General features: G+C 59.1%; 21 protein-coding genes. 7 read left to right on the forward strand and 14 right to left on the reverse strand.

Annotated features, from left to right (window positions below; genetic code table 11):
* Positions 1-100: 100 nt before the first annotated feature.
* From Q4577_RS17030 to Q4577_RS17040, 3 genes are all read right to left on the reverse strand, one after another.
* Entirely contained in the window at positions 101-895 is a 795-nt protein-coding gene (locus Q4577_RS17030; RefSeq protein ID WP_303470957.1) for an SDR family oxidoreductase, read from the reverse strand.
* Between the two features lie 322 nt (positions 896-1,217).
* Positions 1,218-1,613 carry a RidA family protein gene (locus tag Q4577_RS17035; RefSeq protein ID WP_303470959.1) on the reverse strand — a complete coding sequence of 132 codons (396 nt, stop codon included), beginning with the start codon at positions 1,611-1,613 and terminating at the stop codon, positions 1,218-1,220.
* Positions 1,614-1,648: 35 nt separating this feature from the next.
* Positions 1,649-2,050 (reverse strand): nuclear transport factor 2 family protein, encoded by a 402-nt coding sequence (locus tag Q4577_RS17040; RefSeq protein ID WP_303470960.1) that lies wholly within the window; start codon positions 2,048-2,050, stop codon positions 1,649-1,651.
* A gap of 113 nt (positions 2,051-2,163) precedes the next feature.
* Here Q4577_RS17040 and ftrA point away from each other — a divergent pair, with 113 nt between their 5' ends.
* On the forward strand, positions 2,164-3,132 hold the full coding sequence (gene ftrA, locus Q4577_RS17045) for a transcriptional regulator FtrA (protein WP_303567637.1): 969 nt from the start codon (positions 2,164-2,166) through the stop codon (positions 3,130-3,132).
* 141 nt (positions 3,133-3,273) lie between these two features.
* Here ftrA and Q4577_RS17050 read toward each other — a convergent pair whose 3' ends face one another.
* From Q4577_RS17050 to Q4577_RS17070, 5 genes are all read right to left on the reverse strand, one after another.
* Positions 3,274-4,068 carry an SDR family NAD(P)-dependent oxidoreductase gene (locus Q4577_RS17050; protein WP_303470965.1) on the reverse strand — a complete coding sequence of 265 codons (795 nt, stop codon included), beginning with the start codon at positions 4,066-4,068 and terminating at the stop codon, positions 3,274-3,276.
* 86 nt (positions 4,069-4,154) lie between these two features.
* Complete coding sequence (locus tag Q4577_RS17055) at positions 4,155-4,538, reverse strand: nuclear transport factor 2 family protein (protein WP_303470968.1); 384 nt, start codon at positions 4,536-4,538, stop codon at positions 4,155-4,157.
* A gap of 3 nt (positions 4,539-4,541) precedes the next feature.
* The gene (locus Q4577_RS17060) at positions 4,542-5,987 is read right to left on the reverse strand and encodes an aldehyde dehydrogenase (RefSeq protein WP_303470971.1); all 1,446 of its coding nucleotides are present in this window, start codon (positions 5,985-5,987) and stop codon (positions 4,542-4,544) included.
* Between the two features lie 10 nt (positions 5,988-5,997).
* Positions 5,998-6,783, reverse strand: coding sequence for a coniferyl-alcohol dehydrogenase (locus Q4577_RS17065; protein WP_303470973.1), 786 nt, complete (start codon positions 6,781-6,783; stop codon positions 5,998-6,000).
* 155 nt (positions 6,784-6,938) lie between these two features.
* Positions 6,939-8,360: an aldehyde dehydrogenase family protein gene (locus Q4577_RS17070; protein WP_303470974.1), complete on the reverse strand. Its 1,422-nt coding sequence runs from the start codon at positions 8,358-8,360 to the stop codon at positions 6,939-6,941.
* 109 nt (positions 8,361-8,469) lie between these two features.
* On the opposite strand from Q4577_RS17070, the gene Q4577_RS17075 reads away from it, so the two are divergent.
* The 3 genes from Q4577_RS17075 to Q4577_RS17085 all read left to right on the forward strand — a co-directional run bounded on the left by Q4577_RS17075 (position 8,470) and on the right by Q4577_RS17085 (position 11,601).
* Positions 8,470-9,333 (forward strand): AraC family transcriptional regulator, encoded by an 864-nt coding sequence (locus Q4577_RS17075; protein ID WP_303470976.1) that lies wholly within the window; start codon positions 8,470-8,472, stop codon positions 9,331-9,333.
* Positions 9,334-9,667: 334 nt separating this feature from the next.
* Positions 9,668-10,264, forward strand: a complete 597-nt coding sequence (locus Q4577_RS17080; RefSeq protein WP_303470979.1) for an SLATT domain-containing protein — start codon at positions 9,668-9,670, stop codon at positions 10,262-10,264.
* On the forward strand, positions 10,261-11,601 hold the full coding sequence (locus tag Q4577_RS17085) for a reverse transcriptase domain-containing protein (RefSeq protein WP_303470981.1): 1,341 nt from the start codon (positions 10,261-10,263) through the stop codon (positions 11,599-11,601). The genes Q4577_RS17080 and Q4577_RS17085 overlap by 4 nt, the downstream gene beginning before the upstream one ends.
* A 273-nt stretch (positions 11,602-11,874) precedes the next feature.
* On the opposite strand, the gene Q4577_RS17090 is transcribed toward Q4577_RS17085, so the two are convergent.
* The 5 genes from Q4577_RS17090 to Q4577_RS17110 form a co-directional block, all read right to left on the reverse strand.
* Entirely contained in the window at positions 11,875-12,264 is a 390-nt protein-coding gene (locus Q4577_RS17090; RefSeq protein WP_303470984.1) for a nuclear transport factor 2 family protein, read from the reverse strand.
* A 312-nt stretch (positions 12,265-12,576) separates the two neighbouring features.
* Positions 12,577-13,206, reverse strand: a complete 630-nt coding sequence (locus tag Q4577_RS17095; RefSeq protein WP_303470987.1) for a hypothetical protein — start codon at positions 13,204-13,206, stop codon at positions 12,577-12,579.
* A gap of 24 nt (positions 13,207-13,230) precedes the next feature.
* Positions 13,231-13,365 (reverse strand): aa3-type cytochrome c oxidase subunit IV, encoded by a 135-nt coding sequence (locus Q4577_RS17100; protein ID WP_244688553.1) that lies wholly within the window; start codon positions 13,363-13,365, stop codon positions 13,231-13,233.
* A 93-nt stretch (positions 13,366-13,458) separates the two neighbouring features.
* Entirely contained in the window at positions 13,459-13,944 is a 486-nt protein-coding gene (locus tag Q4577_RS17105; protein WP_303470989.1) for a DUF6173 family protein, read from the reverse strand.
* Positions 13,945-13,955: 11 nt separating this feature from the next.
* Positions 13,956-14,414, reverse strand: coding sequence for an Lrp/AsnC family transcriptional regulator (locus tag Q4577_RS17110; RefSeq protein ID WP_303470991.1), 459 nt, complete (start codon positions 14,412-14,414; stop codon positions 13,956-13,958).
* A gap of 115 nt (positions 14,415-14,529) precedes the next feature.
* On the opposite strand from Q4577_RS17110, the gene Q4577_RS17115 reads away from it, so the two are divergent.
* Positions 14,530-14,745: a DUF6356 family protein gene (locus Q4577_RS17115; RefSeq protein ID WP_303470993.1), complete on the forward strand. Its 216-nt coding sequence runs from the start codon at positions 14,530-14,532 to the stop codon at positions 14,743-14,745.
* A gap of 19 nt (positions 14,746-14,764) precedes the next feature.
* Here the strand turns inward: Q4577_RS17115 and Q4577_RS17120 are convergent, their stop codons facing one another.
* Positions 14,765-15,730 (reverse strand): L-threonylcarbamoyladenylate synthase, encoded by a 966-nt coding sequence (locus Q4577_RS17120; protein ID WP_303470995.1) that lies wholly within the window; start codon positions 15,728-15,730, stop codon positions 14,765-14,767.
* 122 nt (positions 15,731-15,852) lie between these two features.
* Between Q4577_RS17120 and Q4577_RS17125 the strand changes: the two genes are divergently transcribed.
* Positions 15,853-17,571, forward strand: a complete 1,719-nt coding sequence (locus Q4577_RS17125) for an acyl-CoA dehydrogenase (protein ID WP_303470998.1) — start codon at positions 15,853-15,855, stop codon at positions 17,569-17,571.
* Positions 17,571-18,611 (forward strand): MBL fold metallo-hydrolase, encoded by a 1,041-nt coding sequence (locus Q4577_RS17130; protein ID WP_303471001.1) that lies wholly within the window; start codon positions 17,571-17,573, stop codon positions 18,609-18,611. The genes Q4577_RS17125 and Q4577_RS17130 overlap by 1 nt, the downstream gene beginning before the upstream one ends.
* Positions 18,612-18,699 lie beyond the last annotated feature (88 nt).

Genomic DNA, 18,699 nt, shown 5'->3' on the forward strand with positions numbered 1-18,699 from the left:
CAGCGCACATCACAAGCCTTGGAAGGGCGCAGTCAGACATTGATCACCGCAATGGCGGCGTGGTGGGGGCGCGCGCATGCACGCCCGCCCCAAGCAAAGTTCAGCCGCCCGGTGTGGCCGCAGACCCGGCCAGGATGCCGCCATCAATCGTCAGTTCCGCACCGGTCATATAAGCGGCCTCGTCCGAGGCGAGCATGACGGCAAGGGCTGCGACCTCTTTGGTTTCGCCAAACCGGCGCATCGGCGTGTCCGCGACCATCGCGGCCTCACGGTCCGCCCGGTCAGGTCCATCGCCCAACATTGGCTCCCACATCGGGGTCATGATCGCCGCCGGATGAATTGAATTGCAGCGGATCGCAAGCCCCTGCCCGGCACAGTAAAGCGCAACCGACTTTGTGTGGTTTCGGATCGCAGCCTTCGAGGCCGCATAGGCGGCGGCCATTGGAATGCCGACAAGCCCCGAACGTGACGAGATGTTGATGATACTGCCACCCCCCTTCGCCCGCATGGCGCGGATCGCATATCGACACCCGAGGAAAGTGCCGTCGTTGTTCACCGCATGCACGGCCCGCCAATCAGTCAAGGAGGCATGTTCCGGGTCATGGGCGGGCGGCGCGCCGTCGAACGGGCCTTCGAACCCTGTGATGCCGGCGTTGTTCACCAATACATCAAGGCTGGGAAATCGCCCGGCCACCGCATCCCAATCGGCCTCGGCGGCGACATCAAGCCGGACGAAGATCGCGCCGATGTGGTCCGCGGTGGTCTGACCGGTCTCTGCGTCGATGTCTGTCAGGATGACCTTGGCACCCTCGTCGCAAAAGGCCTTTGCGATGGCGGCACCAATGCCACGGGCACCCCCGGTGACGAGGGCGGTTTTGTTCTGTAGTCTGGGCATGACTGCTCCGTAAGATGTGTGTTCGATGGACTCCGGGCGTTATCCGCAAAGAGCGCGGTTCCGCCCCAGGGGCGGTGTTCCGGATTACCGGTCGCGTTTGTCCATCGTCGTTCACTCCTCTACGAATGGCATGACAGTAGAAAATGACGTTGTGCCGGTCAAGCATAGGTCGCCGATCATTCACCATCTGCACGGCATGGCCAAAATAGGCTGGCATTTGCCCTGTATGGGTCACACCGGGATCGGCGGTCAAAGTTCGTCGCAAAAGGCGCCCAAACAGCCACGCAGCAATTGTCGCTGCATGGCTGAATTGACAAAGAGCTCAGGCCGCCGCTGATGCTTCGATTTCAAACAACAAACCCGGTATCGCAAGGCGGCTCACCCCCAGCAGCGTCATCGGCGGTGCGCATTGGATCGGACCAAAGCGCATTCCGAAAAGGTCAAAGTTTTTAAGCGCTTCGTCCACATCGGTCGCATAGACACCCAGCCGGATGATGTTGCCGAGACCCATATTCGCGCCCTGCAAAACGGCCTCGAGGTTGTCCAATGCAAGGCCGATCTGGCCGCGCATGTCGCCAAGGTGCTGTGGATTGCCCTCGCCGTCGACAGAGGTTTGGCCCGCGCAGATCAACTGGCGCGTGGTGCCTTCGATGACCTCGCCCTGATTGTAGCCAAGGTTCAGCGACCAATTCCATGGGTTTACGGGGGTACGTTGCATAATAAATTCTCCTGATTGAAACGATTGGGGGCGGCTCAAGCGGCCTTTTGATCGGTATTTTCTGCATCAACGACACGTTCGAGATGCCAGATCTTGGATACGATCTGCCAACCCTCTGCGCCCTTCACAAAGCCCAGATGATCGACAAAGACGTTCTCATGCGCCCGGATGCGAACCTTCACGGTCGCGCTGATTGGCGAGAGATAGTCGATCAACAAAACCTCGGCTTCGCGGGGCTGGCCCTGGCTGGCCGGGGACGTGCGGCCAGCGACATCGCGGCTGAAACTGTCGATCGGTTCGACGAACACGGTGCCCTGATCGGCATCAAAAAGGCTGGACTGGGGGTGAAACACCGCAGTCAGCTTCTCTGTGTCACAGTCATGAATGGCGTCAAAATAGGTGTCGATGGCGGCGAGCAGGTCAATCTGAAGGGTCATGGGCGCATCTCCGATTTGCGTTGATGACCGATACTTGTCATGCCGGGGAAAATCGCGATACTGGCGAAATGGACAACACACAGTCAGATTCTGCCAACATGACCAAAACGGCCATGCCCCCCGCAAAAAACGGTTTGGTTTGCGCCATCGCCTATGATGGTCTGTGCACATTTGAATTCGGCATCGCGGTCGAACTTTTCGCCCTGCCACGGCCAGAAATCGAAAACTGGTATCGCTTTGCGACCGTGGCCGCGGACGACGGGCCCATTGCCGCGCTTGGCGGCTTTACCATTCAGGTCGACGCCGGTCTTGATCTGTTGCAAGAGGCCAGCCTGATCATTGTGCCCGGTTGGCGCGGCGCGGACACGCCGGTGCCAGAGGCGCTTTGCAAGGCCCTGCGCGCCGCCTATGACCGGGGGGCCCGGATCGCGTCAATCTGTTCAGGGGTATTTGTGCTGGCGGCGGCAGGTTTGTTGAATGGCAAATCGGCGACAACCCATTGGCGGTACACGGATATGCTGGCACAGCGCTATCCAGAGATTTCGGTTGATCCCGACGTGTTGTTCGTCGAAGGCGACCGTGTCTTTACCTCTGCCGGATCTGCCGCCGGTCTTGATCTGGGTTTGCATATCATCCGCCAGGATTACGGCGCACAGGTGGCTGCCTCTGTGGCGCGCAGGCTGGTGCTTCCGGCACAACGGGATGGGGGCCAACGCCAATTCGTGCCGCGCCCGGACCCAAAACCCCGCACAGGCTCGGGCTTGGCGTCACTCCAGGACCGCATCCGCGCATCAATTGACGAAGATTGGCCAATTGAACGCATGGCCAGCGAAGCGGCGACAAGCGGTCGGACCCTGGCAAGACGGTTCCACGAAGAGGCCGGGACAACCCCGCTGAACTGGCTAAAGGTAGAGCGTGTGTCGCGGGCGGCAGAACTGCTTGAGAATGGGTCTATTCCGCTGTCGGATGTCTGGGAAATCTGTGGTTTTGGATCGGCTGAAACCTTTCGGCGCGAATTTCGAAAGATGATGGGCGTTCCGCCCATCCGCTACAGAGAGCGTTTAGGCGCCCCCGCCGCGTAACCGAACGCAGCGCATCTGTGATTTGATTTTCATGCCTCATGTTCGAAATTTGCGGATCGCCCCCGGCGCGGCATCGTCCCCGGTCTTGCCCTCTGGCACAAGCGGGGCGGGCCGCGCATCGGCTGCGCGGCCCTTTTCGTGTCAGGGGCAGGTGTAACCGCCATCAATCACCAGATCGGCCCCCGTCATGAACGAGGATTCATCCGACGCAAGGAACAGGGTGCCGTAGCCAATTTCATCAGGCTTGCCGAAGCGTTTCATCGGCACCAGATCGACCAACGGGCCCCATGCCTCCTTGGGCACAGAGGATTCGAACAGGTTGGTGTCGAACATGCCCGGACAGATGGCATTGATGCGGATGTTGTCGCCCACGAACTCCAACGCGGCTGACTTGGTCATCAGACGGACAGCGCCCTTGGTGGATTGATAGGCGGTTGAGACGCCTGCACCCGCGATGCCATAGATGGAGGCGAAATTGATGATCGACCCGCCGCCGTTTTCCTTCATTGCGGGAACCGCCGCCTTCATACCCAGCAAGGTGCCCAACTGGTTGACGCCCACAATCTGGTGGAATTTTTCGACCGTATGATCCAGAAGACCCGCGTGGTAATAAATACCGGCATTGTTCACCAGCACGTCCAGCTTGCCAAAGCTGGCAACGGTCCTGGCGACCGCGGCCTCCCACTGATCTTCCTGTGTCACATCAAGCGCGACAACCTCTGCCCGACCACCGGCATCACAGATTTCCCTGGCCACGTTTTGCGCATTGTCCCACAGGCCTGTTGCGGGTTTGCCTTCGGCGATAATCGGGTCTTCGGGCAAATTGGCGAGCATCAAGACCGCGCCCTCCTTTGCCATCAGTCGCGCCTGCGCCTGACCCAGTCCGCCACCCGCCCCTGTAAGCAGCACTACTTTGCCTTCGAGTCTTCCAGCCATGGTTTTTCCTCCCTTTGGATTTTCACTTGATTTGGGGTTGTTCGTTGCTGTTCGGCCCAATCCGAACAGCCGTCCGGGAACGTTCATCAGAACATTCCGTTGTCATGAGCGCTGGTTGCCGGCAGTTCCTGCAAGACATCCCAATGCTCGATGATCTTCCCGCCCTCATTGAGCCGGAAAATGTCGATGCCCGCGTATTCAAGGCCATCCGGCCAGATCTGGTGGCAATGCAAAACCACGTGGCAGCCTTCGGCCAGCGCGCGTTTGATGGTGACACGCTTGCCCGGAAACCCGGCCGCCATACGTTCGAAATACGCGATGAACCCTTCTTTGCCGGTCTCCACATGGGGGTTATGCTGGATGTAATCCGCCCCCACATATTCGGCCACCGCACGACGCGGGTCGCAATCGTTGAACATCAGCTCATAAAAAGCGATGACATTGCCTTTGTTCTGTTCCAGATCAGCCATGGCCTAGAACGGGTAATGCTGTGCGGGGTCTTCGATCGTGACCCAGCGGGTTGAGGCAAAGCTGTCGATGCCGGCCTTGCCGCCAAAGCGGCCATAACCGCTGTCCTTGACGCCACCAAATGGCATCTGCGCCTCATCCCCCACTGTGGGTCCGTTGATGTGGCAAATGCCGCTTTCGATTTGATCGGCCACTTTCATGGCGCGCGAAATATCCGCGCTATAGACAGATGCCGACAGACCATAAGCCGTGTCATTGGCCACGCGCACGGCCTCGGCGTCGTCTTTCACCCTGATAATGGGTTTGACGGGGCCAAAGCTTTCTTCCTGATAGATCAGCATCCCGGGCGTGACGTTGTCGATCACGGTCGCCGTGACAACCGCGCTATCGCGCGTCCCGCCGGCCAACACCTTGCCGCCCTTTGCGACGGCGTCGGCAATGATCCGGTCCATTTTTTCCGCCGCGTCCAATGTGACAAGCGCGCCCAGCACGACCTTGTCGCGTGGATTGCCTGCGGGCAGCTTGGCCGCCTTGGCCGCGAAGGCGCGGACAAAATCATCGGCAATGCCTTCGTGCACGATGATGCGTTCGGTGGACATGCAAATCTGGCCCTGGTTCATGAAAGCCCCGAATGCGGCACCGTTTACCGCCCCTTCGAGATCGGCATCGTCCAGAATGACCATCGGTGCCTTGCCACCCAGTTCCAGCAACACAGGTTTGAGATGCGCCGCCGCTTTTTGCGCGATGATGCGCCCGACATTGGTTGATCCGGTAAAGTTGATGTGCCGCACAGCCGGAGCCGAAATCAGCGCATCGACGATGTCTGCGGCATCCTCTGGCGCGTTGGTCACCACGTTCAGCACACCGTCTGGAAACCCGGCCTCTTGAAACACGGTTCCAATGGCGCGTTGCACAGCCGGGCACATCTCGGACGCTTTCAGCACAACCGTGTTGCCGCAGGCAATGGCGGTGGCGACGGCGCGCACGCCCAGAATGACCGGCGCGTTCCACGGCGCAATGGCCAGACAGACGCCCAATGGTTTGCGCTGCGCCATGGCAAGGCTGCCGGGTTTGTTGACCGGGATCACATCGCCCGTGATCTGTGTGGTGATAGCGGCCGCCTCGCGCAGCATGCCCGCAGCAAGCATGCAATTGAACCCCGCCCATGGGCCTGTTGCGCCGGTTTCGGTGATCATCATCTGGATGATCTCGTCGGTCTTGGCCTCCAGCGCATCAGCGGCCTTCAGCAGCAACATGCGCCGCGCACCGGGCCCTGTTGCGGACCAGGACGGATAGGCCGCAGCGGCGGCATCGACCGCCATCAAGGCATCCGCCACGCTTGCGGCGGCGGCCGTCGTTGCCACGTCCCCCGTGACCGGATCACGGCGTTCAAAGGTACGAGTGTCCTGTGCGGTGACCTCGCGGCCACCGATCAAAAGGTTTACAGTCATTTGATTTCCCTTAGAAATTCATGGCTTCGGACATGACCGAAGCCTCGAGGCCGCCGTCACATGCAATGTTTGTGCCGTTCACCCAACGCGCCCCGTCGGATGCCAGAAACAGGATAGAGGGCGCGATGTCGTTTGCCGTACCTGCGCGGCCCACACGGTTGATGTCGCCGTTGACGCGGTCATCGCCCAGCACATCGCGGAACTGCAAAAGAATGGGGGTCTCGACCGGGCCGGGGCTGACGGCGTTCACCCGAATGCCACGGTCCTTGAACACCGGATCATGGGCGGCGCGATAGGTCCACATCAGCAACAATTCCTTGCTGTCGGGATAAGATGTTTCATCCTGAATGTTGTGGTCCGCGCAGAATTGCGCAGGATCGGGGAAGCCTTTGACGTCGATGGCCTTGCGCGTCCGGTCAAGATTGCTGCGCCAGCCGAAACCGGCGATGGACGCAACATTGATGACAGAGCCATATTGGTTCATCTTCGGGGCCAGCCCCAGCGACAAGGCACGCAGCCCCAGAAAGTTGACCGCAATGGTCGGCACTTTGCCCGGCGTGCCCGAAAGCCCCGCGACATTGGCCAGCGCGTCGATCCCGTTTGGCAATGCGTTGACCAAAGCCGCGACACCCTCTGCGGACCCAAGATCCGCCGCGATGAAATGCCCGACCGGGTTGTCCGGCGTGTTCCGATCGACCGAGAACACATTGGCCCCCTGCGATTGCGCCAGCTCTGCGGTGCGCTGTCCGATGCCCGATGCCGCCCCCGTGACAACAATGTTCTTTCCTAAAAGCATCTGTTTTCCTCCCTAAATGACTTGTTGATTTCAGTGATGCGATGGCCAGTCTGGATCACCGCTCCTGGCAAGTGGGCCAAGAGCAGCTTTGTCGGGCGCGAACGATGCGCGCCGCGCGAATGCGCGTGTCATGGTTCCCCCCTGACATCCCCAATTCAGGGGGCTTTTCGTTTTGTGATCCAACGTAGTTCGGTAAATTCGTCCAAGGCCCACCGCCCGCCGAACCGGCCATAACCGCTGGCTTTTACCCCGCCGAACGGGGCAAGCGGGTCGTCATCCACCGTGCACCGGTTGATGTGGCAAATGCCGGTGTGGATCTGGCTTGCGATCTGGTCCGCGCGCGTCGGGTTTCCACTGAAAACCGATGCGGCAAGGCCATAGTCGCTGTCATTGGCGACCGTCACCGCCTCCTGGTCGGTCGCGACGCGCGTGACAGACAGGATCGGCCCAAAGGTTTCTTCGGTGTAAAGCCGCATGTCCGCCTCGACCCCGTCGAGCAGCGTCGGATGGAAATAAGCACCCCGCATCCCGCCGCCGCCCACAAGGCGTGCGCCCTTGGACACGGCATCGCCGAGCAGACCGGACAGACGCTCTGCCGCACCGACGCCAATGACCGGCCCGATGTCCGTCGCGGCATCAATGGGATCACCAACCACCAAAGCATCGCGCAGCTTTTCGATCTTTTGGATCAGCGCATCGGCCACGTCAGTCTGGACGATCAACCGTTCGGTGGACATGCATATCTGTCCCTGATTGAGATAGGCTCCCTGCACCGCCTCTGATGCGGCAAGGTCAAGATCGGCATCGTCCAGCACAACCATCGGGGCCTGACCGCCCAGTTCCAGCAAGGGCCGCTTCAAGTGCTTGGCGCAAAGCGCGGCGATCCGGCGGCCAATCCGCGTCGAACCGGTGAAATTCACCCGGCGCACCACCGGATGCTCGATCAGCGCATCAACGATCCTTTCGCTGTCGTCCTGCGGGCACAGGAACACCTGAACCACGTCTTGCGGAAACCCGGCCCCAACCACCGCGTCCCCGATCAGGCGAAAGGTACGCGGCGCAATTTCATTGCCTTTCAACAAGACCGTATTGCCGCAAAGCAAGGGCGCGGCGATGGCGCGAATGCCCAGGATCACCGGCGCATTCCACGGCGCGATCCCAAGGCAGACACCGCAGGGGACGCGATGGGCCTCGCTGATGATGCCATTTTCGGCTGTCAGTGTTTCGGGGTGACGCAAGGCGCCCGCCTGATCCGCGACACCATACAGAAGACGGGCGGCAAAAGTGACGTTATGCGCAGCCCATTTTTGTGGGGCTCCGATCTCTTCACACATCGCGTGGCAGAGCGCGTCACTATCCGCAATCAACCGATCAGCGAGCGCCCGAAGATGGTCCGCACGGGCATCGACCGTCAAGGCAGACCACGCAGGAAACGCCGCCGCGGCATGCGACACAAACCGCAGGCTTTCAGCCAGATCATGCGCGATCTCGCGGCTGACCACATCCCCTGTCGCCGGGTTCTGGCGGGTAATGATGCGCGGCTCTGTGGTCAATTGTGACGATGTCAAAGGTATCATGTGTTTTTAACGGATTTGCATCCGTCCTCCCCCCTTTAAGGCTAGAGCAGGAACAATTTGCATGTAATGTTAGATTCTGGTCATTAAATGTGAAATTCTGGGATTCGTGATGCAAGATACCTACGCCACACTGCAAGACGAGCGCGATGCTTTGCACAACCGGTCCTTGCGCCGTCGGTTTCCTGACGGATTCGCAACGCTCTTGTTTCTGACCCGTGGCACCCTGCTGATTGGTGAGGACGAAAATGAACGCCATGGTCCGGCGCTGTTCTTCTGGCCGGGCAACAGCCGTGATGTGCTGACACTGAAAGCAGGGGCAAGCGCGCGGCTTTTAGGGCTGAGCGATGCCATTATCCTGGACGCGATCGGCGCGCGTTCGGAATCGGTGCATTTGCGGATGCTGGTCGAAACGCCCTTCTCCGCCGTATTGTCCGAAGACCCCAAAGTTCCGCAGATCGAGACGCTGTTTGACTGGTTTGCCCATGAGCTTGAAGAACCCGAACGCCGCTCGCCCATGTCGATGTCCGCGTTCCTGCGCCTGCTGCTCATCGCGGCCCTGCGCGTCCACACACCAGAGGATACGTCGGTCAGCGCCGAGGCAACGAATGTGCTGCGCCAATTCCGCCATCTGGTCGAGCTGCACTATAAGGACCACTGGAAAGTGACCCGCTATGCCGACACGCTGGGCGTTGAATACGACCGCCTGCACCGGATCTGCAAACGCGATACCGGTCGGTCCCCGGCCGAGCTGGTACATGAACGCATCACCGCAGAGGCCAAGGCGCGGCTAGAGAATTCGGGCCTGCCGCTCAAGAAGATTGCGGCGGATTTGGGGTTTTCGGATGCCTCGCGCTTCAGTCACTTCTTCAAACGCCGCACCGACCTGTCGCCAGGGGCCTATCGCGCAGTGGTGTCACGGCCCGACAGTGACGATCTGCAAGACCTGCGGCGCGGGTTTTCGGACTGGCCGTAAGTGGGCGGATTACGGACATTAGCTGCAAGTACGAACCGATTATGCCGAAGCTATTGGATCGGACATTTCGTCAGCGATTCTCAGGCGGTTTGGCGATACGCCGAAGATAACATACAAGGACTTAAGCAACTTGTTGCTACGCAAATATTGTAAAACGCTCGTATTATGGCTAAATCCAGTTTGTGCGGGCGTGAGCCCTGTGCTCGGCTAACCTTTCGGTTGGTCTCTGTAAGTAACAGGCGAAAGCCTGACGGACGGAAACGTTCGCCCATCCTGTTCTTCAGAATAGGATCAAAGCCATGAAATAATACGCCCGCACAAAAAAGATTGACGAATGGAAGAACATATAAACAAAGTTTTGAATAGAATTTGGATCACTGAACGATGCCATATGATGGCCGAGAAGCGCAGTCGTTTTCTTGAGCTGTACTTCCATATTGTCTTGGCATTGTTTGCTTTGGCATCTATCGGTATTTCGGTTCTGAATCATACAAACATTGATGAAAACAAAGAGAGCATCCTTACGTTTACATCCATTACAACGCTTTGCCTTTCGTTGCTCATTTTTGGTTTTAAGTTTGGCGAAGCAGCAGCTAATCACCGATCATGTTACCTAGCATTGCAGAGACTTCGCGCTTCCAAGCAAGAAGCCCATGCTTCCTTGGAAAAAGACTATATCGATGTTTTAGGGCATTACCCGAACCACACCAATGGTGACTACATGAGACTGTTGGTTAACAATATTTTGGACCCCGTTCAGAAACTTGAGTCCCCGCCTGGTAAGAAAGCTGTGTTAGGTCGCTGGGAACGGATCGTCTACGCAGGTTGGTGGTTGCTTGCACGCTTGGCTCTGATTTCATTCGCACTTTTGCCTTTTGCAATGGCGCTCTATGGAACAGATCTCCTATCATCAACCCCGGCCTCGCCGTGAGTCGTACATCTTCACAGTTATTTTCTGAGCACTTCTCTGAAGGCGCGCTCCAAGAAGTCGTTGAATTGCATTTGCAAGATGGAGTTGCACGCGGAGTTGACGGAACGGGCTATGATGGCTTTATGTCTCGGAGAGACGATGAAGTGGGGCTGATTTCGCGGCGCGCCTTGACTGGTTCCTATCGATTTTCTCCTTACCGTCAGAAGTTATTACTGAAAGATGCCTTTAGTCCTCCTAGGCAGGTTTCGATACCGACCCTAAGGGACAGGGTGGCCTTAAGGGCGCTGAACAATTTTCTTTCAGAAATTTTCCACGATTGCCGTCCACAACACGCGCACCCGATTATCACTTCAGTGTTGAGTTCTGTGGCTGAAATGCGTGAGGGCGATTGCTTCATCAAGCTAGACATTCAATCGTTCTATGATGCAATCAATCACGAAATTCTCCTGAAAACACTTAGGTCGAGGATGCGAACTGAAAATCCATTATCAATGATCTCTAGTGCGCTCAGAACTCCGACTGGAGCAACTGTTGCAAGCAAAAAAGCCAATGAAACTGGCGTTCCGCAGGGCCTCAGCATCTCCAACATACTCTCGTCAATATATCTGAGGACAATTGATGATCGGTATGGGTCCATGTTGGGCCTTAAATATCACCGTTACGTTGATGATGTCCTTTGCATTTGCGCGGGTCGCGAAGCTCAGCACTTCGCCAAGGACATCTCAAAGCGGCTCAAGAGAGAAAAGAAACTGAGCTGCCATCAATTGGGGACTGGGAAATCGTTGATCTGTGAACCCGGCTCGAGTGTCCTTTACCTGGGCTACTCAATAGGTGGCGACAAAGTCACGGTCAGACAGGAAACGGAGAAGAAGCTCATGACAAGTATCATGGAAATCATCTTCGGTGCTACTTCAGATAATGTTGAGCGAGCGATCTGGCGTGCTAACTTGCGTATTACCGGCTGTAGATTCTCTGACAGCACAGTGGGCTGGATATTCTACTTCTCGCAAATCAATGACATCAGCCTGTTAACAAAAATGGATGTCCAAATAAGGAATGCCGTAGTAAGGAAGTTCGGGCAAGAACGCGCAAACAACGTCAAGCGGCTGGTCAAAGCATACCATCAGATTAGGCATAATTACCGCGATAGCACCTATTTTCCAAACTTCGATACCTACAGCCGCGAGCAGAAGATTGCCCATTTGCAACTTTTGGCACCAGGAAAATTCAGAGATTTAGAGGCAAAGTCGGACCAGCAAATCTCTCGCATCTTCGGAGCGTCTGTTTGGCGCGAGGTTAAACGCATGGAACGCGACACGTTGAATAGTTTTTCTTAAGCCGCCTTAGCAGTGTCACCTTCTGTGCCTTTGGTGCGCAAATCATGGCTTATGCACCAGTACGAAGAAACCCGGCAAAATCAGACGGTAGAGATGTTGCATAAAACTGGTGTGTGTTCGACGTCCGCTTTTGGGAATCTGCGCAGCGGCAAGCGTAACGCTGGTCAAGGTCAGCTAAGGACCAAGCGCCAAGGGCCGCCTTCCACAGCAGCCCTCACAGCCTCCACAACAAAACCTCCCCCTTAAACCCAACCACCCAAAACCTGCCAAAGCTCAGGCTTGTTTCCGGGATGCGTCGAAGTCGGCTCTCAGGGGGGCGGTGTCGTAGATGATGGTCATTCGGGCAAAGAGGTGCCGGTCCTCGGTCAGTTCAAAGACATCGACGCATTCGAACTCCACGATCTTGCCGCTGGCGAGGGTCCAGACGTACCGGAAATGCAGCGCCACGGAGCGGCCTTCGGTGGAGCGGTCAAAGATGTTGAGCAGCGCCGTTTGCAAGCGGGAGGTGTCGGCAAAGAGTTCGGCGTAGAAATCCTGTGCCGGCCGCACGCCGTAGAGCGGCGACACGATCTCGGCGTCGGCGGTAAAGAGGGCGCGCACCCCTTCCAAATCGCCAGTATTCAGAGCGTCGAGGTAGCGGTTGCAGAGGTCGTGGAGGGTCATTCAGGTCTCCTTCGGGGAATTAGGCCCGAGGCGCCTCTGACTTGATCGAGCCGCCCGGTGGACGGCGGCTTCTGTGATCTTAACGCATCATCAGGCCGCCGTCAGGGGCGGCGGTAATAGCATGGGGTCTGATGGCAACGGAGGATCATGGGGGGCAGTATTGGTTCGCTGCGCCGCTGCCAAAAGCATGCGCTCTGCACCATGCACAAAACCGTCGCTGATCGCGCTGGGCCTTGCGGTCCGTGGTGTGGTGGTGATGGGCCGGTTTTTGACGCCGCCCCTAGGGCCCCACCCCTTGGCCTCAGGCCGCAATCAGTTCGGCGCTTGCGCCCGCAGTTCCGCGTCAAATTCAGCGATGGCCTTGGATTTGTCTTCGTCGTCGGTCTCGTGCAGCTCACGGGTGACGACACCGGGCAAAGCGCCGAATTGCTTGCTCAGTTTCACCGGGTAAAAGGTTGTCTTGATCCCGTCAAAGCCCGGCAGTTTCTGCAACAATTGCGATGTGGAATTGGCGCAGAACGCCTGGGCCACTGCGCCGTTGTTGATCGCCAGTTGCAGCGCCTTTTCGGCAACCTCGGGCGAGACTTCGATCCGCTGGATCACCACATAGTGGGTCTTGCGGGAATGGGCGCTGGCATAAAATTTCTCGATCCGCGGCGTAATACCGTAAAGCACATCGGCACGTTCGGCGATCTGCGAATGCTGCACCGACCCCGCCGGATCAAAGATCACCCGCTGCGAGCCGTTGATCATCAAACTGGTATGCGCGCCGGCCCCGGTGGTGGCGTTCACCATGGTATAAAGCGTCAGCGCAGGCGGGCCATCATGGCGATAGGCCGCACGCGCCACGGTTTCCGCATCGTCATAGCGTGTCCGCTCTGACGTTGTGCCACATGCCGCAAGAAGGGCAAGGCCGACAAAGGCCACAATCAGTTTCTTCATCGGATCTTGCCCCCGAAAGACAGCTTAGCTGTTGAAAATGGCGAGGAAAATCAGCACCAGAATCGACGCAACCGCCACGCGCGTCGACGCAGTGATAAAGCCGTTAAAGGTGTCTTCCTGAACGGAGATGTCCATTTCGCCGTGTTTGTGTTCAGCCATGTCATTGGTCCTTTGGATCGTGTTCCCGGTCGATGTAACGGATTCCTCTTGGGCTGTCACGCCTCGAGCTGATATCGCCGGTCTAACGCGCGATTATGTCGCTTCGGTGTCAGCCTCGCGGGCGACTTTTTCCAATTGCTCCGCCAAACGGAACCCGATGCGGCGCGGGGCGGCAGTTTCAACCTGGGTTGGCAGCGCGCGGAGCAGCACGTTCAACTGGCTGACATGCTGCACCAATTGGGTGCGGATACCCTGGGCATCGGTGCCATGAAAGGTGATGATGTCGGGATCGAAATAGCCCATGCCCTCAATCCGCAAGATCCCGGCCTGACCGCCGGTGAACCCCATGGCCACCTCGTGTTCATTGTCCAATCCGGCCTCGAAATCACGGATATAGAGCACCAGCCGCTCATAGGCCCATTCTGCCGCACTCTTTTGTGCCACCGGGCGATTGGTCAGACAATCCGCGGGTGGCAGGCCCTTCGCGGGCGCCTGCCCCTCTGCGTACACTTCGATTCGCCGTGGCAAGGCTGCGGCTTCTGCCGCTTCGGCGGTGGTGGAAATATCATGTTCTTGCATGGAACCTCGGCTTATAACGGCATTGCTGTGGTGTCTTTTATATCTTCCATGACGAAACTCGCAGAGATATCCGAAAGCGGCACCATGGCGATCAATTTCTTGTAGAACACGTCATAGGCCGGCACATCCGCCACCCGGACCCGCAGGATGTAGTCCAGATCGCCGGTCATGCGATGCGCGGCGGTGATTTCCGGCAAAAGCTGCACCGCGCGGCCGAATTTCTCCATCCAGGCGGCATCATGGGCATTGGTGCGCACCAGCACATAGACCTGAAGCGGGCAGCCGACCTTGGCCGCATCCAACAGCGCGACACGCCCCCGGATCACCCCCGCCTCTTCCAGCATGCGCATCCGCCGCCAACAGGCATTGCGCGACAGGCCGGCCGCCTCGGCCAGGGCATCCATGCTCTGGCTGGCATCCTTCTGCAGCGCCCGCAGAATCTTGAGATCAAATGCGTCAAGCTGGGTCATTGATGGGATCATGTCCCAAAGACAGACGCAATAGCAAGAAGATTTGGGACGGATTGACCGCCATCGCTTGGTATTTTGTCACCAACAAGATCTTTGCAAACAGCAGGAGAACCCCATGCCTTCACACGGTCCCGTCGCCTTTTTCACCGCACATCCCGCTTCGGTCAACGAAAGCTATGGCCAGCACCTGCGCTTTGCCCTGCGGTTTTCGGGTCTGTTGTTTCTTGCCGCCGGCGCGGCATTGGTCCATGCGATCCTGCCGGCGTTCTTTGAAAAAACCGCCAGCCGGATTGTCCTGCGGCTGCATGACAAAGTGACCAACCGACGGTAATGCGGTTCCGCCTGCGGGCCTAATCCCGTGGGGCGGCGGCCCGGCGCAACCGGTCATTGATGGCCCGTCCCAACCCATGGTCGGGCACCGGGGCCACGGCGATCCCTTTGGGGCCGCCCCTGTCAAGCAGGTGCAACGCCCCGAACAAATTCGCCGCCGCTTCCTGCAGATCGCCAGCGGGGGACAGCGACATGTCGCCCGGGACCGGGCCAAAGCCCAGCAGAACCTCACCCTGTTCGACCGTCTGCGCATTCATCCGCAGCCCGGCGGACGGCGCGTAATGCGACAGCAATTGCCCCGGCGATGTCGGGGTCTCTGCCGAGCCACCGCTGGCCAGCGGGACACCCAACATGGCCTCCAGCGCCTCGGCCGGTAATCCACCGGGGCGCAAAAGGGTCGGTTCGGGGCCCAAGGCCAAAATCGTCGATTCCACCCCGACGGAACAGGCCCCGCCCATCAGAACCGCCTCGATCAGCCCGTCCAGATCGGCCAGCACATGTTCGGCTGTTGTCGGGCTGATCCGCCCCGACAGATTGGCCGAAGGCGCGGCCAAAGGCCCGTCAAAGGCCCGCAGCAGCTCCTGCGCCAGCGGATGCGCCGGAAGGCGCAGCGCCAGCGTGTCCAGCCCCGCCGTCACCAAGGGTGAGATCCCCGCATCGGGCCGCAATGGCAGGACCAGCGTCAAGGGTCCGGGCCAGAACGCCGCCGCAATCCGGTCGGCCACATCATCCCAGATCACATAGCGCTGCGCGGTGGCCACATCGGCCACATGGGCAATCAACGGATTGAAACTGGGCCGGCCTTTGGCGGCGTAAATCCCCGCCACGGCCTGACCGTCGCGGGCATCCGCGCCCAACCCGTAAACCGTTTCCGTTGGAAAAGCGACCCGCCCCCCCTGCGCCAGAACCTTTACCGCGCCTGCAATACCGTCCCCCTTGGGATCAAGCCGCGCTGTGATGATCGGCTCAGCAATAGTATCAGTCATCGGTCAAAATCAGTCATCGGTCAGCACAACCTTCCCTGTGACGCCGCGTTTCGGTTGTCGCAGAATTTCGCAGGCGTATAGCTAGAGTCAGGCTTAAAGCAAAGACTTTGCAAGGAAAATATATGGCATATTCCGCCCCGCTCAACGACTATGATGTCATCCTGCGTCACATTGTGCCGCTCGCCCCTGTTGCCGCGACCGACAAGTTTGCCGAAGCGACAGCCGAAATGGCAAAGGCCGTTCTGGGCGAGGCTGCGCGGCTCTGCGAAGAGAAGCTGACGACATATCAACGCAACGGCGATCTGCACCCAGCGGTGCTGGAAAACGGCGTTGTGCGCACCTCGCCCGGGTTTGCCGAAGGACATCGCGCAATCGGCGAAGGCGGCTGGATCGGCATGTCCGCCGCACCAGAGCATGGCGGCATGGGGTTGCCGATGATGCTGACCACTGCGGTCAATGACATGATGTCGGGGGCGTGTCTGTCCTTGCAGTTGGCCCCGCTGATGAGCCAGGGCCAGATCGAGGCCTTGGAAAACCATGCCTCGGATGCGCTGAAGGCGCTGTATATTCCCAAGCTGATTGCCGGCGAATGGACCGGCACGATGAACCTGACCGAGCCGCAGGCAGGGTCGGACGTTGGCGCGCTGCGCAGCAAGGCCGAACCAAACGGCGACGGCACCTATGCGGTTTCAGGGCAGAAAATCTTTATCTCCTGGGGGGATAACGACTTTTCCGAAAACGTCTGCCATTTGGTGCTGGCGCGTCTGCCCGATGGCAAACCAGGAACCAAGGGCATCTCGCTCTTTCTTGTGCCGAAGTTCATTCCCGATGAAACCGGCGCACCGGGCGTGGCCAATTCGCTGCGGGTGGTGTCGCTGGAACACAAGATGGGTCTGCATGGCTCGCCCACTGCCGTGATGGAATACGATGGCGCGACCGGTTGGCTGGTCGGCGAAGCCCATGACGGGATGCGGGCGATGTTCACCATGATGAACAACGCGCGACTTGGGGTCGGCGTTCAGGGTCTGGGCCAGGCCGAGGCTGCGACCCAGACCGCGCTGGCCTATGCGCTGGATCGCAAACAGGGCCGAAGCCCGATCGAGGGCGGCACCGGCACAATCATCGACCATGCGGATGTGCGCCGTATGCTGGCCACCATGCGGGCAGACACCTTTGTCGCACGCGCCATTGCCGTCGCCTGTGCCCAGGCAATCGACATGGGCCATGCCACCGGCGACGCGAACTGGACCACAAGAGCCGCACTTCTGACTCCAATCGCCAAGGCCTTTGGCACCGAAACCGGCATGCGCGTGGCCGAAATGGGTGTGCAGGTGCATGGCGGCATGGGGTTCATCGAAGAAACCGGAGCAGCGCAGTATTACCGCGACGTGCGCGTCACCGCGATCTACGAAGGCACCAATGGCATTCAGGCGATGGACCTTGTCGGGCGCAAAATGATGGATGGCGGCGACGCGATGAACGCCCTTCTGGACGAGGTCGAGGCCCATGCAGAGGGGCTGCGCGCCACGCTGCCGGATCTGGCGGAACCGGTCTGGCAGGCATCGGAAACCCTGCGCGAAGTGGTCGATGCAATGGCGGAAAAATCCGACATGAATGCACGATTTGCCGGCGCCGTGCCGTTCCTGATGGGGTTTGCGCGCGTGCTGGGCGGGCATTTCCACCTGAAAGCGGCAGCCGCCGAAGGCGCAGACAGCGCACGCGGCAGGCTGGCACGCTTCTATGTGGAGCGGCTTTTGCCAGAACATGCCAGCCTGTTGGAGCAGGCAGGTGCCGGGGCGGCGGCCCTCTATGCGCTGACGCCGGAAGATCTGGCCTCGTGATGGACGGCAGCGCACCCGGCATCCGCACCCCCTGGCCAGAACCACCCGCCGAAGGCACCGCAACCGAGGTCGCACCCGGCGTGCTCTGGATGCGGTTGCCGCTGCCGATGGCGTTGGATCACGTCAATATCTATGCGCTGGACGACGGCGACAGCTGGACCGTGATTGACAGCGGAATTGACACGAAACGCGCGCGCGCCATTTGGCAAAGGCTTTTGTCCGGGCCATTGGCGGGCAAGCCGATTGGCCGCATCATCGTCACACATCACCACCCGGATCATATCGGTCTGGCCGGATGGTTTCAGACAGAACATGGCGCCACGCTGTGGACCAGCCGCACCGCATGGCTGTTTGCCCGCATGTTGTCGCTGGACGTGCAGGATCGGCCAACGCCGGAAACGCTGGCGTTCTGGCGGTCCTGCGGCATGGATCCTGACGTTTTGGCCAAACGCATAGGCGAGCGTCCCTTCAACTTTTCCGATGTCGTGGCCCCCTTGCCCCTGGGCTTTCACCGTCTGAAAGCGGGGGATGAGGTCACCATCGGCGGGCGGCGCTGGGTTGTTCATTTCGGCCATGGCCATGCGCCGGACCACCTCACCTTCTGGAGCCTCGACGACAATCTGGTGATTGCCGGGGATCAGATCCTGTCCTCGATTTCGTCCAATATCGGCGTCTATGCGACCGAGCCGGATGCAGATCCGGTGGCGGATTGGCTGGAAAGCTGTGAGCGGTTCCTGCCAATGGCACGCGAGGATCATTTGGTGTTGGGGGGGCACAAGCTGCCGTTCACCGGATTGTCGATGCGGTTGCAACAGCTGATCGACAATCATCATGGCGCGCTTGCCCGGCTGGCGGACCACCTGCAAACGCCGCACAGCGCCGCCGAATGCTTTGCACCGCTGTTCAAACGCAAAATCAGCGAAGGCGAATATGGCCTGGCCATGGTCGAAGCGATGTCACATTGCATCCACCTCTGGCACGAAGGCCGCGCCACGCGGGCACGCCGCGATGATGGTGCCTGGATCTGGACGGCGGCCTAGGCGACCTGCGCGGTCCCGGACCTGATCCGGGACCTCATCGTCCCTTTGCACGGAGGTCCCGGATCAAGTCCGGGACTGTGCCGTCTTA

Origin of the sequence: Marinovum sp. 2_MG-2023 (assembly GCF_030548265.1) — a bacterium.
Taxonomy (GTDB): Bacteria; Pseudomonadota; Alphaproteobacteria; order Rhodobacterales; family Rhodobacteraceae; genus Marinovum.

What these genes read in the sequence shown, in the direction of transcription:
- Q4577_RS17040 (WP_303470960.1), bottom strand. Translation starts at nt 2,050, where the DNA reads ATGACCCTTCAGATTGACCTGCTCGCCGCCATCGACACCTATTTTGAC.
- Q4577_RS17115 (WP_303470993.1), top strand. Translation starts at nt 14,530, where the DNA reads ATGCCTTCACACGGTCCCGTCGCCTTTTTCACCGCACATCCCGCTTCG.
- Q4577_RS17090 (WP_303470984.1), bottom strand. Translation starts at nt 12,264, where the DNA reads ATGACCCTCCACGACCTCTGCAACCGCTACCTCGACGCTCTGAATACT.
- Q4577_RS17035 (WP_303470959.1), bottom strand. Translation starts at nt 1,613, where the DNA reads ATGCAACGTACCCCCGTAAACCCATGGAATTGGTCGCTGAACCTTGGC.
- Q4577_RS17070 (WP_303470974.1), bottom strand. Translation starts at nt 8,360, where the DNA reads ATGATACCTTTGACATCGTCACAATTGACCACAGAGCCGCGCATCATT.
- Q4577_RS17055 (WP_303470968.1), bottom strand. Translation starts at nt 4,538, where the DNA reads ATGGCTGATCTGGAACAGAACAAAGGCAATGTCATCGCTTTTTATGAG.
- Q4577_RS17060 (WP_303470971.1), bottom strand. Translation starts at nt 5,987, where the DNA reads ATGACTGTAAACCTTTTGATCGGTGGCCGCGAGGTCACCGCACAGGAC.
- Q4577_RS17050 (WP_303470965.1), bottom strand. Translation starts at nt 4,068, where the DNA reads ATGGCTGGAAGACTCGAAGGCAAAGTAGTGCTGCTTACAGGGGCGGGT.
- Q4577_RS17065 (WP_303470973.1), bottom strand. Translation starts at nt 6,783, where the DNA reads ATGCTTTTAGGAAAGAACATTGTTGTCACGGGGGCGGCATCGGGCATC.
- Q4577_RS17130 (WP_303471001.1), top strand. Translation starts at nt 17,571, where the DNA reads ATGGACGGCAGCGCACCCGGCATCCGCACCCCCTGGCCAGAACCACCC.
- Q4577_RS17075 (WP_303470976.1), top strand. Translation starts at nt 8,470, where the DNA reads ATGCAAGATACCTACGCCACACTGCAAGACGAGCGCGATGCTTTGCAC.
- Q4577_RS17125 (WP_303470998.1), top strand. Translation starts at nt 15,853, where the DNA reads ATGGCATATTCCGCCCCGCTCAACGACTATGATGTCATCCTGCGTCAC.
- Q4577_RS17100 (WP_244688553.1), bottom strand. Translation starts at nt 13,365, where the DNA reads ATGGCTGAACACAAACACGGCGAAATGGACATCTCCGTTCAGGAAGAC.
- Q4577_RS17095 (WP_303470987.1), bottom strand. Translation starts at nt 13,206, where the DNA reads ATGAAGAAACTGATTGTGGCCTTTGTCGGCCTTGCCCTTCTTGCGGCA.
- Q4577_RS17120 (WP_303470995.1), bottom strand. Translation starts at nt 15,730, where the DNA reads ATGACTGATACTATTGCTGAGCCGATCATCACAGCGCGGCTTGATCCC.
- Q4577_RS17110 (WP_303470991.1), bottom strand. Translation starts at nt 14,414, where the DNA reads ATGACCCAGCTTGACGCATTTGATCTCAAGATTCTGCGGGCGCTGCAG.
- ftrA (WP_303567637.1), top strand. Translation starts at nt 2,164, where the DNA reads ATGCCCCCCGCAAAAAACGGTTTGGTTTGCGCCATCGCCTATGATGGT.
- Q4577_RS17080 (WP_303470979.1), top strand. Translation starts at nt 9,668, where the DNA reads ATGGAAGAACATATAAACAAAGTTTTGAATAGAATTTGGATCACTGAA.
- Q4577_RS17030 (WP_303470957.1), bottom strand. Translation starts at nt 895, where the DNA reads ATGCCCAGACTACAGAACAAAACCGCCCTCGTCACCGGGGGTGCCCGT.
- Q4577_RS17105 (WP_303470989.1), bottom strand. Translation starts at nt 13,944, where the DNA reads ATGCAAGAACATGATATTTCCACCACCGCCGAAGCGGCAGAAGCCGCA.